Origin of the sequence: Polaromonas sp. (assembly GCF_029945925.1) — a bacterium.
Taxonomy (GTDB): Bacteria; Pseudomonadota; Gammaproteobacteria; order Burkholderiales; family Burkholderiaceae_C; genus Polaromonas.
The window spans coordinates 37552-50688 of the sequence record NZ_JAQSDN010000007.1; the positions used below are offsets into that span (position 1 = coordinate 37552).

Here is a 13137-nt window from a genome sequence, read left to right on the forward strand (position 1 = left end):
GTGCGATTGAATTCGTTCGCAACTTTAATAGGCCACAGGGTAATACTCACAAACCACGACGGTTAATCCCTTGGGAAAACTTATGGGCCATCTGTGGGCCGCGCATGGGCCACAGGAAAGAGCGAACCACTACGGTGACCATAAGCGGCCAGTTCCCGTTTCGCCCATGAAGCCGGTTGAAACGGCTAGTTCAAAATCACTGCTTGGAGCGTGCTTTGCGAAGCGGCTCACGTAAGTCATTGATTTTGGTGCGGCTGGCGGGGATCGAACCCACGACCCTTGGCTTCGGAGGCCAATACTCTATCCACTGAGCTACAGCCGCATGCTGTTCGGAGACCAATAGTCTAACTGTTGCGATCTCCCCCGATGACGACAGCCTTCGGAGGCCAATACTCTATCCACTGAGCTACAGCCGCAACGCTGAAAACATGGCGCCTACCGTCGCTTTGCAGCGGATAGACGACCCGCAAGGGCAGCGCTGGACGCACTGCACTTGTAGAAGAGCCTGATTCTATCAGTCGGACAGGCCGCGTCCGGGATTTACAGGGGTGACGGCTATAATCAAAGGTTGTCGAATATGAGTTGCTTTAGTTACCGATTTTTAGTTTTTTGAGGAAGCCATGAGCGCAAACGATCCAACGACGGCCCACGAAGAAGACCACTCAGGCCCCATCAAAACACCCAAGCAGCTCCTGCTTGCCGTTTTATTCTCTTTTGTAGTCCCTGTTTTTGCCATCATTGCGCTGGTGTATTACGTGACATCGGACAACAAGCCTGCCGCCGGCACCGGAGATCCTGAAAAAGCGGTGGCGCAGCGCATCCAGAAAATCGGCATGGTTGAAATCCGCGATGCCAACCGTCCGCTGAAAACCGGCGCCGAAGTGTATGCAGCGCAGTGCGCCGCCTGCCACGCCACCGGGGCCGCCGGCGCACCCAAGTTTGGCGACGCAGCCGCCTGGGCGCCACGCATCAAAACCGGCTTCGAAGCGCTGTGGAACTCCTCCCTCAAGGGAAAAAACGCCATGGGTCCTCAGGGCGGCGGCGATTTTGACGATGTCGAAATCGGCAAGGCCGTGGTCCACCTGGCCAATGCCGCCGGTGCAAAGTTCGTCGAACCGCAAAAGGCGGCAGGCGCGGCAGATGCAGCCGCTGGGGCGCCGGCCGCTCAAGCGGCGCCTGCTGCCGCTGCCACTCCCGCAGCAGCGGTTGCCCCTGCAGCGCCCGTGGTGGTGGCCGCCGCTGCACCGGCCGCAGCGTCCAAGGCCGGTGTCGGCGAAGCGCTGTACAAGCAGGCCTGCCTGGCCTGCCATGCGTCAGGCGTTGCCGGTGCTCCCAAGCTTGGCGACAAGGCCGCCTGGGCGCCGCGCATCCAGACCGGTCTGGACATGATGACGGCCAGCGTGATCAAGGGCAAAAATGCCATGCCGCCCAAAGGAGGTTCTTCCGCCTCCGACGCGGACATCCGGGCTGCCGTCGAATACATGGTCAGCGCCGCCAAATAAACGGCCTCTGCCTTTGCCAAAAAAGCCGGTCTCTGACCGGCTTTTTTTATGATGAAAACAGGCTCAATCCCTTGATACACAAGCGCAGACAGCTATCAAAACAATAGCTTCAGGCGGGCTGGGCGCGGCTGGCTTCCGGGCTGCGCACATAACCAAAACGGGACGGCAAGTCCCGGGTGGCCGCCTCCGCGGGCACCCACAGGCCCTGCTCGATCGCCTCCGACGCCTGCATCATGTCCAGGGTGTGCACCAGGCCAAAGCCCAAGTCGGTTTCCAGATAGAGCCGGCCGTGTTCATCGAGAATGCAGCGCTGCACACGCGCCGGTCGGCCGGTGTGCGCGGTCACTGAAAAATCCGGTGCGCTGCCGATACGCCAGACCAGCGGTGTCGCCTCGAGTTCGACATAAACGCGTTGCGGCCCATTCTGGAAAAACCACTGGCCGGCAGCGTCACCTTCGTAGTTGCGGGCGATGAAGTCAATCAGCTTGTCGTGTTTGAGCAGCGAACCCTTGCCCGCTGCCGCGCCGCCGGCAAAGGGGCCCGCCGCCTGGGCCTGGTCATCGCGCATGTACCAGTTGCCGCGCGCATCCAGGCCCAGCCAGCCGTAGCAGTGCGGGACGTTGGGCCACTTGGCAATGGCCTGGCGAACAATGTCATCCATGCGGCCTATTTTGCCCCGCTTGCAGTTGCGCCGAGAAGCGCTGAAAAAAAGCCACACACCGCCTCGGGCATGGCGCGCACATGTCCCGGAAAAGGCGTCGACGGGAAACCGACGTGGCCGCCCTCGCGCGGCTGCCAGAGCGTCACGGCCGCACTCACATCGCCGGCCTGTGGCAAGCTGGCCGCCGGGATGAAGGGGTCGTTGAGGGCATTGAGCGCCAGCGCCGGAACCGCGATGCGCCGCATGTGTGGTTTGGCCGAGGCGCGCGCCCAGTAGTCTTCGGTGTTCCTGAACCCGTGCAGCGGTGCCGTGACGATATTGTCGAAGGCATACAGGTCGCGCGCCGCGCGCAGGGCGTCGGCACTGAACAGGCCCGGGTGCTGCTCCAGCTTCCTGAGCGCCTTGGGCACCATGGAGTTCAGGAACATGCGGGTGTAGACCAGGCGGTTGAAACCCCGGCCGATCGCGTGGCCGCTGGCCGCCAGGTCCAGCGGGGAGCAGACCGAGGCGACGGCGTCCACCACACTGCCTGCCGAAGTTTCCATTTCGGCCGCCCAGCGCATCAAGGCATTGCCGCCCAGCGAAATGCCGACGGCAAACAGCGGACCGGCGTGGCCGGCCCTGAAGCGCCGCAGGATCCAGTCAATCTCCTCGAAGTCGCCCGAATGGTAGGCCCGCGGCGCGCGGTTGAGTTCGCCCGAGCAGCCGCGAAAATGCGGCACGGCGCAGGCCCAGCCGCGTACGCGGGCGACATCGGCAAATGCTTCCGCGTAGTGGCTGGCCGAGGATCCTTCCAGGCCGTGAAAAATCACCAGCAGGGGTTCCTGTCCTGCCGCGGCGCCCGCGCTGGCATGGCGTGCGAAGTCCACATCGACAAAATCATCATCCGGCGCGGTCCAGCGCTCGCGTCGAAAGCTCGGCGCCTCGGCCAGGTAACGCTGAGAACGCAGCGCGGCATAAATGGTCTGCAGGTTGCCGCCGGGCAGCCACAACGGTGCTTCGTACAGCATAGGCCCCTGGCCTCAGTGCAGCACTTGCGGGCTGTCCGAGATTTCCTGCATCTCGCGGGGCGTGCCGGGGCTGGCATGGTGGGCCACCAGGCGCCAGCCCTGCGCCGTCTTGTGGTACACGTTGGTGGCGATCACATAGGCATGGCGCGGGCCCTCTTCGGTCATGATCTCGATGCGTTCGAGCACGCTGTGCACGCTGGCGCCCATGGCTTCGATCTTGCGGACTTTTTCGGCATGCGCCCGAATGCTGCCGTTGGCAAACATGGCGTCAAAGGCGGCGCGTATCGCACCCGCGCCCACGAGCCGGGCTCCGCCGGGGTGGACACAGACAATGTCGTCTTCGTCGGCCCAGCAGGCCATCAGCCGCTCGATGTCGCCGCCCTGCAGCGCCTCGTAAAAAGCCGTCTCGATCTCATCGGCGTTGCCGCTGGTGGCCGGGGAAACTTTGGGTTTTCGCATGAATGGATAGGAGGATGTGTGTGTTCATTCCGCCAGGGAATGTTGCCCTGTATTAAGCCACGCCCGCACCACGTCCTGCATGCGGGGCGACTGCACGGCCTGCCACAACAGTTCGGGCGCCACCACATGGATGCCCGGCGGCAGCACCCGCAGGACCACCTCCACAAACTCGGCCAGCCTGGCGGGCCGCACCGGCTGTGCTGCGGCCGGGATCATGTAGTTGAGGGCGGACAGCATCCAGGCGGCGACCTTTTCGGGCAAACTGCCGCACCGCGGCGCCAGCTGCTTTTGTGCAGAACGCACCAGCAGCACCCTCTCGAATCCCAGCGCGGCCACCTGCTGTTCGTCAATGCTGGCCAGGCCGTGGCGCAACGCCTGCGGCAGCCGACCCGGCGCGTGGGGCAACACCAGCACCAGGGTTTGGACGCCACAACGCCTGAGCCACTGCGCCAGCGCGGGCAGTTGCGCCGGCTGCGGCGTCCAGAGCGCGCGCTCCCGGTCGTGGTACAGCCGGGGCGGCTCGAACATCACGACGCCAGTCTGCACCGGCAGCGGGCGCACCGGCCAGGCAGCGATGTCCTCGCCGCGCACCGCTGCAATCGTGACCTGCGCCAGCCCGGTGCTCATGGGCTCGTGCGCGAGCACATGCGTGTGCGCAAAGCCGCCGCTGCCGGCCAGGCGGCGCAGCACCTCGCTGCCGAGCGCGCCGGTGGCGCCGGCCACGATCAGGCCAGGTCGAGGCGCCGCTGCGACGGACACCGGCCGCAATGAGGCCTGCAACACCTGCCGCGGATCAAGGGCCTGGAGGGAATAAATGAGAGGATGGAGAGGGTGCGGCGACATTCGACTATGGTAGTGTTGCAGCTTGCACTTTTGGAGGCTTGCCATGAAATCACGTCTTTTCAGCCGGGGCCTTGCCGGCCTTTTCACCGTTGTGGCCCTGCTGCTGTCGGGCTGCGGCTACAACGATTTCCAGCGCCTGGACGAGCAGACCAAGTCGGCCTGGTCGGAAGTCCTCAACCAGTACCAGCGCCGCGCCGACCTGGTGCCCAACATCGTTGCCACCGTCAAGGGCGAGGCCAATTTCGAGCAGGAAACCCTGACCAAGGTCGTGGAAGCCCGGGCCAGGGCCACCTCCATGCAGGTGACCCCGGAGACCCTGAACAACCCCGAAGCCTTTGCGAAATTCCAGGCGGCGCAGGGCGAACTCAGCTCGGCCTTGTCACGCCTGCTGATGGTGACGGAAAACTATCCCAACCTCAAGGCCAACCAGGGCTTTCAGGACCTGCGCGTTCAACTCGAGGGCACGGAAAACCGCATCACGGTGGCGCGCAACCGCTACATCCAGGCGGTGCAGGCCTACAACGTGCTCGCACGCAGCTTTCCGAACAACCTGACGGCCATGGTGTTCGGCTACACGGTCAAACCCACCTTCAGCGTGCAGAACGAGGCACAGATCTCGACGCCGCCGACTGTGGACTTCAACAAGAAATAAGCGGCCAGCGCCTTGCCGTCCGTGCGCCGCCCTCTGCTTTGCTTCCCAGACCGGGTCGCGCTCGCGGCGTCAGCGCGGGCCATGCTGGGCCTGTTGCTGGCCGCCGGCCTGCTGCTCGGCACCACGGCGACCCGGGCGCAGGACGTGCTGGCCGTGCCCGCGTTGACTGCGCGCGTGATCGACAGCACCGGGACGCTCGATGCCGCGCAGCGCCAGGCCCTGGAGGCCAAACTGGCGGCTTTCGAGCAGGCACGCGGCGCGCAGGTGGTGGTGCTGATGGTGCCGACCACCGCACCGGAAGACATCGCCGCCTATGCGCAGCGGGTCGGCGACAGCTGGAAGATCGGACGCAAGGACGTCGGTGACGGACTGTTGCTCGTGGTGGCGAAAAACGACCGCAAGGTGCGCATCGAAACCACCAAGACGCTGGAGGGCGCCATCCCCGACCTGGCGGCGCGACAGATCATCGACCGGGCCATCACGCCGCGGTTCCGGCAGGGCGACTTCGCCGGTGGGCTCGACGCGGCCACCGACCAGATCATCGCCCTGATCAGCGGGGAGAATCTGCCTGTGCCCGAGGCCCAGGCGGGCAGCCCGGGCGGCAAGGGTTTCAACTGGACCGACATGGCGGTTTTCCTGTTTTTTGCGGTCCCGATCGGGGCCCGGCTGATGTCGGGCATCTTCGGACGCAAGCTGGGCGCCATGGTGACCGGCGGTGCGGTCGGCGGCCTGGCCTGGTTCTTCACCAGCAGCCTGCTGATTGGCGGCGTCGCCACGCTGATCGGCGCGGTGTTTGCCCTGATCGCCAGCGTGGGCTCGCTGGGGTCCGTCGGGCGCGGGGGCCGCTCCTCTGGCTGGGGCGGTGGCGGCTTTGGCGGTGGCAGCAGCAGCGGCTGGGGTGGCGGCGGTGGCGGCGGCTTCAGCAGCGGCGGCGGTGGTAATTTCGGCGGCGGCGGCGCATCGGGGAGTTGGTGAGCACCATGATCAGCAAGCTCAAGGTCCTGCTCCGGCACCTGTGGCTGGACGCCTCCGACACGGCGCGGGCCATCCCGCCCGACCTGCTGGATCGGCTGGCGCGGCGGGTGGCCGCCAGCGAGCGGCGCCACAGCGGCGAGATCCGCATCTGTGTCGAGTCTTCACTGCCCGCCAGTTACCTGTGGCGGCTGGATCGCAACACATCCATCGGCACCCTCACCCGGGAGCGGGCCGTGGCCATGTTCGGCAAGTTGCGTGTGTGGGACACCGAGCACAACAACGGCGTGCTGATTTATGTCCTGCTCGCCGAACACGCCATTGAAATCGTGGCCGACCGCGGCGTGGCCAGGCATGTGAACCCGGCGCAGTGGCAGGCCATGGTGGCCCACATGGCCAGCGCGTTTCGGGAAAAACGTTATGAAGACGGGTTGACCCAAGCGCTGGAAGAAACCTCGGCGGTGCTGATGCAGCACTTTGCCGTACCCGCAGGCCCTGGCGGCGCCGAGCCGGGTTCCAACGAGCTACCCGACACACCCCTGCTGCGCTAAATTGGGTGGGCTCATGGCACCATGAGCACGCCCAGGGCTGCGACGACAGCCACCAGCACGAAAAGCCGCTTCAGCCACACGTGGCGCCAACGCCTGGCCTTGCGCCCGGGCTCCAACTCTTCCGCCCACGTCAAACTGTCCAGAATGCTGTCCATTGGTGTCGCCTTGTCTTCCGGTTGAACTCCTTGAGACAATAACGCCTGTCGGCGCACCCTGCCAACTCTTCTCGTGTCGAGTTGTTACTTGCTGCACTTGCGCCACAGCTCCGCACCGCTTTGTTGCATCAGGCGTCAGGCAGCTGCCACACTCTGCGGTCGCCAACGGGGTACAGCCGGCGCCCAGGCTGGCGCAGCACGTTCCAACCGCCGGTGAATTCACCGAAGGCCGGCATGAGCAGCAGCCCCGCCTCCAGACAGAAGCAAGGCAGGCGCACGCTGTCGCGGCCGGCGCCGTGCAGCCTCAGCGCCGGGTGCAGGTGGCCGGCAATCACACCCAGCGTTTCATGGCGCTGCGGATGATGGCAGGCGGCAAACGGCCCGATCGCAAAAGGCTCATCGACCACACGAATGCCGAGTGACTCCGGCGGATCGCCGGCGCGGCTGTCGTGGTTGCCGCGCACCAGCACGCATTCAAGCGCGGGAAAACTTTCACGCCAGGCGGCCAGGCCCTCCAGCACCGAAGGCGTGCGGGCCTGGGCCGCATGCAGCAAGTCCCCCAGGAACACGAGTTGCGCCGGCCGGTAGTGCAGCAGCAAGGTGCTGAGGCGCGCCAGGTTTTCGCGCGTGGTGCCTGCGGGCACGGGCTGACCCAGGGCGCGGTAGGTGGCGGCCTTGCCAAGATGAAGGTCCGCCACAAACAGCACACGGGCGGTGGGCCACCACAGTGCACGCTCGGGCAACAGCCAGACGGTTACGCCCGCATGGTTCACGGGCAGCGGAGGGCTGGGTGGCGTGCGGTTCTCTTTCGTCATCACAACAATGGTAGCGGCCTGGATGGTTTGCGTTCACGGCGTGGACGGCCGCTTCCCTTGCCACTGCCCGAAGACACGTTCTCCTGCCCAAAGGCCAGCGTACCCTTGACCTGCTCAACGCTGCCGACCGCGACGGAGCCGCCGGCGGCTTTCTCCAGCAGCGCCACCATGCGCGCGATGCGGACGGCCAGGTTTTCGTTGCTTATTTTTTCTCGGAACAGTTCCACCATCAGCGGGAATGCAAAGGGCGTGGGTCGCTCCAGCGTTTGCAGCACCAGCCGCTGCGTGTTCATGCGTGCCAGGCTGGTGCGCAGCCGGCAGATTTCAAGCTCCTGCGCGAGCAGCTCCCGCTCGGCCTGCATGAGCAGGCGATTGGCCGGGTCGTATTTGCAGAACACCTCCCAGAACAGCGAGGACGAGGCCTGCAGCTGCTTGTTGCTGCGCTTCTCGCCGGGATAGCCTTGAAAAATGAGACCCGAGACCCGCGCGATTTCGCGAAACCGGCGCTGCGCGAGTTCACTCGCGTTCAGGCTTTGCAGTACCTCGTGCAGCAGCGCCTCGTCGGGGCCGGCCTGCAGCACTTGCGGCAGCAGCGTGGGCCAGTCAACCTCAGTGGCGCTGAGCAGCTCGAAGCCGTAGTCGTTGACCGCGATGGAAAAGGTGCGCGGCGCATGTTGGGCGACGCGCCAGGCGATCAGGTTGGCCAAGCCCAGGTGCACCTGGCGGCCCGCGAAGGGATACAAAAACAAGTGCCAGCCTTCGCGCGTCTTGAGCAGCTCGGCCAGCAGCGTCTGCGGGGTGGGCAGGGCCGACCACTGCTGCTGGATGTCCAGCAGCGGCCGCACACACTGCAACTCCGGCGTGTCGTAGTGCCCCTCGCCGGCCTGCGCGAGCTGCTGCACCACCGCATCGGCCAGCGTGGTGGACAAGGGCATGCGCCCACCGTTCCAGCGTGGCACGGCCGGCCGCTTTCCGCTGGCGCGCCGCACCCAGGCCGTCATGTCGTGGATGCGCACCAGCTCCAGCAATCGGCCGCCGAACAAAAAGCAGTCGCCGGGTTTGAGCCGCGCGGCAAAACTTTCCTCGACGCTGCCGATGCGGCCGCCGCCCAGGTATTGCACCGACATGCTGGCGTCGCTGACGATGGTACCGATGTTCATGCGGTGGCGCCGCGCCAGCCGCACATCGGGCACGCGCCAGACGCCCTCCTCGTCGGGCACGGCGCGCCGGTAGTCAGGGTAGGCGGACAGCGAAGGGCCGCCTTGGCGGACAAAGGACAAACACCAGTCCCAGTTCTCGCGCGAAAGGCCGGCATAGGCCGCGGTGCCGCGTACTTCCTCGTAAAGCGCATCGGGTACAAAGCCGCCGCCCAGCGCCACGGTGACCAGGTGCTGCACCAGCACGTCCAGCGGCTGCTCGGGCGAAGAGCGTGCCTCGATATGGCCGGCCGCGATGGCCGCGCGCGCGGCGGCGCCTTCCACAATTTCGATGCTGTGCGTAGGCACCAGCGTGATGCGCGAGGGCCGCCCCGGCGCGTGGCCGGATCGCCCGGCGCGCTGCAGCAGCCTCGCCACACCTTTGGGCGAGCCTATTTGCAGCACACGCTCGACAGGCAGGAAGTCCACACCCAGGTCCAGGCTGGAAGTGCAAACCACGGCGCGCAATTCGCCTTTTTTCAGGCCGGCTTCCACCCACTCGCGCACGTCGCGGTCCAGCGAGCCGTGGTGCAGCGCGATCAATCCGGCCCACTCCGGTTTGGCTTCGAGCAGTGCCTGGTACCAGATCTCCGATTGCGAACGCGTGTTGGTGAAAACCAGGGTGGTGCCGCTTCCGGCTATCTCTTCAATCACCTGCGGCAGCATCGTCAGGCCCAGGTGCCCACCCCAGGGAAAGCGCTCGGCACGGCTGGGCAGCAGCGAATCGATGACAAGCTTTTTGGGCACCTGACCCTGCACCTGCGTGCCGCCAGCGTGGCCCAGCAGAGTGTGCCTGGCTTCCTCCAAATTACCCAGCGTGGCGGACATGCCCCAAACACACAAGGCCCCCGCGCTTTTCACCTCGTGTAATACGCTGCCCCCCGAGGGGGCCGCTGCGCCTGCGGCCCGGCAAAGCCGGTTCCGCGGCCCCTGCTGGTGTCGAACTCCCGGGATCTCTTTTGTAGCGTCCGTGCGTCTCCATTCTCTGAGTCTTGCCAGGGCCAGTTGTACCTGCACGCCACGCTTGTTGCCCAACAGCTCGTGCCATTCATCAACGACCACCATCCTCACACCTCCGAGGGCCTCTTTCGCATCGGCGCGCGCAAGCAGAAGAGACAGGCTTTCCGGTGTGGTCACCAGCACGGTGGGCAGACAATTGTTTTGCGTGGCGCGCTCGGCCGCAGCGGTGTCGCCGCTGCGGGCGCCAGCGCTCCAGGGGACAAATACCGGCGTACCGTCCTCGCATGACAGGGCGTTCAGAACCTCCAGCGGGAGTTGCAGTGCGCGCAATGTGTCGGCGGCCAGCGCACGCATGGGTGTAATCCACAAGACAGTCAGTGCCTGTGCCGGAGCCGGTGCAGACTTCCGGGGGGATAAAACCGCTCCGGTTTTGATAGCTGACCGCGCACGACTAATGCGCGCTAGGGCCGTATATTCCATCAAGGCCGCCAGCCAAACGGCATAGGTTTTTCCGGCCCCGGTGGTGGCATGGAGCAAGCCCGACTGACCCGCTGCAAGCGCCTTCCATACTTCGCGCTGGAATTTGAAAGGTTTCCAGCCGCGTGTCGCAAACCAGGCGGCCAGGGCTTTTTTGACGGCAGCATTCTGGCTCATGAGGGTAGTAACGCGGCCAGCGTCTCCAGGGTGTCGGCCTCTTCGACCGGCTTGTCTTCACGCCAGCGCAGCATGCGTGGAAAGCGCACCGCGATGCCGCTCTTGTGCCGGCTGCTGCGCGCTATGCCTTCGAAGCCGAGCTCGAACACCAGCGTGGGCTTGACGCTGCGCACCGGCCCGAAGCTTTCGACCGTGGTCTTGCGTATCACCGCATCAACACGTCCCATCTCCTCGTCAGTCAGGCCCGAATAGGCCTTGGCAAAAGGAACAAGCTTGCGCTCGGGGACGCCCGGGGCCGCCTCCCACACCGCGAAGGTGTAGTCGCTGTAGAGGCTGGCGCGCCGGCCGTGGCCGCGCTGCGCATAGATCAGCACGGCGTCTATGCTGAGCGGGTCTATCTTCCACTTCCACCAGATGCCAACATCCTTGGTGCGGCCCACGCCGTAGGCGGCCTCCCGCTGCTTGAGCATCATGCCTTCGACGCCCATCTCGCGTGCGGCTTCGCGCTGGCATGCCAGATCCTGCCAGCTCTCGCCGGACAGCACCGGACTGGCGACCAGTTGCGGGTGCTGCAGCTGCATGACCAGTTCGTCCATCAGCACGCGGCGCTCAGCCTGCGGCAAGGCGCGCAGGTCGCGCCCCTGCCACTCGATCAGGTCGTAGGCCAGCAACACCACCGGGATGTCGCGCAGCAGCTTGGCGCCGAGCGTCTTGCGGCCTATGCGCCTTTGCAGTTCGGCAAAGGGCCTGACTTTGTCGTCGCGCCAGACGACGATCTCACCGTCGAGCACCGTGCCGTCGGGCAGCGCCTCACCCATGGCAGCGAGTTCGGGAAAGCGCTCGGTCACGAGTTCTTCACCACGCGACCACAACCAGACCTGGCCAGCGCGCTTGACCAGTTGCGCGCGAATGCCGTCCCATTTCCACTCGACCAGCCATTGTGCAGGTGGACCCAGCACGGTATCGAACTGGTCGACGCTGATGTTGAAGGGATGCGCCAGGAAGAAGGGGTAAGGCTGGCCGCTGGTCTTCTGGTTCAGCTCGCCGCTGCTTTCAGCGGCCACCAGTGCGGCATAGTCGGCAGCCGTGGGCTGGCCACTGATGTGGGTGTAGCCCATGAGGCGCTGGGCCACGCGCTTGGCGTCGACACCGGCCACGGCCGCCAGCGCCTGTGTGACCTGCAGGCGCGAGACGCCGACACGAAAGCTGCCGGTCATGAGCTTGAAGTAAACCAGCCGCTCCTCGGATGCAAGGCGCTGCCACTGTGCGCGCAGTGCGTCGGGCAATCCAACCGGGTTTGTTTTGCCCATCGCTCGCAGCGGCAGCAGATGCTGCTCCACCCACGCGGCGAGGCCGAGTTCGTGCTGCTCGGTGGGTGGTGGCAGCATCAGTGAGATCGTCTCGGCCAGGTCGCCTACCGCCTCGTAGCTTTCATCGAACAGCCACTCGGGCAGGCCGGCGGCCTCCTGCGCAAGCAGGCGCAACAGCTTGGTCGGCACCAGCTGGCGCGGCTTGCCGCCCGCCAGGAAGTAAACAGCCCATGCGGCATCGGCCGGCGCCGCGTCCTGCAGGTAGCGTTGCAGCGCTGCCTGTTTGGCCAGGCTGGACGTGGTCGCGTCGAGTTCGCGGTAAAGCGCGGCGAAGGCTTTCATACGGTGCCGGCGTCACCTTCTGCGGTAGCCGCCGGCTCTGGCAGCGGCTCGGTCGCGGCCCGGTCGGCCACATCCTCGTCGCCGTACTCGGTCTTGAAGCCTTCGGCCTGCAGTCCGCTTTCGCTGAGCCAGCGCACCAGCACCGCGACGCTGCCATGCGTGACCATGATGCGGCCAGCGCCGGTGCCGGCGATGGCGCTTTGCAGGCCGGGCCAGTCGGCATGGTCAGACATGACAAAACCTCGGTCCACGCCGCGCCGCCGCCGCATGCCTCGCAATTGCATCCAGCCGCTGGCAAAGGCATCTGAATAATTGCCAAAGCGCCGCATCCACGGTGTGCCCTGGGCCGAGGGCGGCGCCAGCACCAGGGCGCGTTTGAGCATTGCCGGCGTGACGCCGGAATCGGTGACACGCAGCGTGGGCGGCAAGGCGACACCCGCCGCGCGGTACACCGCGTTCAGCGGTTCAACCGCGCCATGCACGACGAGCGGGCCTATGCCGGCGTCCACGCCGTGCAGGATGCGCTGCGCCTTGCCGAAGGCGTAGCAGAACAGCACGGAGGCGCGGCCCTCGTCCGCATTGCGCTGCCACCAGGCGTTGATCTCCGCGAACAAGGCCTGCTGCGTGGGCCAGCGGTAGATCGGCAGGCCGAAGGTGGATTCGGTGATGAAAGTGTCGCAGGGCACGGGCTCAAAGGGCGTGCAGGTACCGTCGGCCTCTGTCTTGTAGTCGCCCGACGCGACCCACACTTCGCCGCGATGCTCGACCCTGACCTGCGCCGAACCGAGCACATGGCCGGCCGGGTACAGGGAGATTTTCACGCCGCTGCGGTGCAGCGTCTCGCCGTAGCGCATGGTTTGCAGCGTGATCTCACCGAGCCGCGTGCGCAGTGTGCCTTCGCTGTCGGTGTGCGCAAGGTAGTGGTCGTGGCCGACGCGCGCGTGGTCCGAATGGGCATGCGTGATCACAGCGTGGCCGACAGGCCGCCACGGGTCGATGTAAAAATCGCCCGCCGTGCAGTACAGGCCTTCCGGCCTTGCCACGATCAGGTCCAT

General features: G+C 65.6%; 13 protein-coding genes and 1 tRNA gene. 4 read left to right on the forward strand and 10 right to left on the reverse strand.

Features of this window, described 5'->3' with window-relative positions:
- Positions 1-246 precede the first annotated feature (246 nt).
- Positions 247-322, reverse strand: a tRNA-Arg gene (locus PSV40_RS02095).
- Positions 323-620: 298 nt separating this feature from the next.
- On the opposite strand from PSV40_RS02095, the gene PSV40_RS02100 reads away from it, so the two are divergent.
- A complete protein-coding gene (locus PSV40_RS02100) occupies positions 621-1502 on the forward strand; it encodes a c-type cytochrome (RefSeq protein ID WP_300533580.1) in 882 nt (293 codons plus the stop codon).
- A 109-nt stretch (positions 1503-1611) separates the two neighbouring features.
- On the opposite strand, the gene PSV40_RS02105 is transcribed toward PSV40_RS02100, so the two are convergent.
- The 4 genes from PSV40_RS02105 to PSV40_RS02120 are packed head-to-tail and all read right to left on the reverse strand — an operon-like array spanning position 1612 to position 4475.
- Entirely contained in the window at positions 1612-2163 is a 552-nt protein-coding gene (locus PSV40_RS02105; RefSeq protein ID WP_300533581.1) for a DUF2946 family protein, read from the reverse strand.
- 5 nt (positions 2164-2168) lie between these two features.
- On the reverse strand, positions 2169-3173 hold the full coding sequence (locus tag PSV40_RS02110; protein WP_300533583.1) for an alpha/beta fold hydrolase: 1005 nt from the start codon (positions 3171-3173) through the stop codon (positions 2169-2171).
- Positions 3174-3185: 12 nt separating this feature from the next.
- On the reverse strand, positions 3186-3632 hold the full coding sequence (locus tag PSV40_RS02115) for a nuclear transport factor 2 family protein (RefSeq protein WP_300533585.1): 447 nt from the start codon (positions 3630-3632) through the stop codon (positions 3186-3188).
- Between the two features lie 24 nt (positions 3633-3656).
- A complete protein-coding gene (locus tag PSV40_RS02120) occupies positions 3657-4475 on the reverse strand; it encodes a hypothetical protein (RefSeq protein ID WP_300533587.1) in 819 nt (272 codons plus the stop codon).
- Between the two features lie 43 nt (positions 4476-4518).
- Here PSV40_RS02120 and PSV40_RS02125 point away from each other — a divergent pair, with 43 nt between their 5' ends.
- The 3 genes from PSV40_RS02125 (at position 4519) to PSV40_RS02135 (ending at position 6650) form a co-directional block, all read left to right on the forward strand.
- Positions 4519-5127 carry a LemA family protein gene (locus PSV40_RS02125; RefSeq protein ID WP_300533588.1) on the forward strand — a complete coding sequence of 203 codons (609 nt, stop codon included), beginning with the start codon at positions 4519-4521 and terminating at the stop codon, positions 5125-5127.
- A gap of 81 nt (positions 5128-5208) precedes the next feature.
- On the forward strand, positions 5209-6102 hold the full coding sequence (locus PSV40_RS02130; RefSeq protein ID WP_300533590.1) for a TPM domain-containing protein: 894 nt from the start codon (positions 5209-5211) through the stop codon (positions 6100-6102).
- A 5-nt stretch (positions 6103-6107) separates the two neighbouring features.
- Positions 6108-6650, forward strand: a complete 543-nt coding sequence (locus tag PSV40_RS02135) for a TPM domain-containing protein (protein ID WP_300533638.1) — start codon at positions 6108-6110, stop codon at positions 6648-6650.
- A gap of 11 nt (positions 6651-6661) precedes the next feature.
- Here the strand turns inward: PSV40_RS02135 and PSV40_RS02140 are convergent, their stop codons facing one another.
- From PSV40_RS02140 to PSV40_RS02160, 5 genes are all read right to left on the reverse strand, one after another.
- Positions 6662-6805: a hypothetical protein gene (locus tag PSV40_RS02140; RefSeq protein WP_300533592.1), complete on the reverse strand. Its 144-nt coding sequence runs from the start codon at positions 6803-6805 to the stop codon at positions 6662-6664.
- Positions 6806-6933: 128 nt separating this feature from the next.
- Entirely contained in the window at positions 6934-7620 is a 687-nt protein-coding gene (gene pdeM, locus PSV40_RS02145; protein ID WP_300533594.1) for a ligase-associated DNA damage response endonuclease PdeM, read from the reverse strand.
- The gene (locus tag PSV40_RS02150; RefSeq protein ID WP_300533595.1) at positions 7620-10430 is read right to left on the reverse strand and encodes a ligase-associated DNA damage response DEXH box helicase; all 2811 of its coding nucleotides are present in this window, start codon (positions 10428-10430) and stop codon (positions 7620-7622) included. Before PSV40_RS02150 ends, pdeM begins: the two co-directional genes overlap by 1 nt.
- Positions 10427-12082, reverse strand: a complete 1656-nt coding sequence (locus PSV40_RS02155; protein WP_300533596.1) for an ATP-dependent DNA ligase — start codon at positions 12080-12082, stop codon at positions 10427-10429. Before PSV40_RS02155 ends, PSV40_RS02150 begins: the two co-directional genes overlap by 4 nt.
- Positions 12079-13137: a ligase-associated DNA damage response exonuclease gene (locus tag PSV40_RS02160; RefSeq protein WP_300533598.1), complete on the reverse strand. Its 1059-nt coding sequence runs from the start codon at positions 13135-13137 to the stop codon at positions 12079-12081. Before PSV40_RS02160 ends, PSV40_RS02155 begins: the two co-directional genes overlap by 4 nt.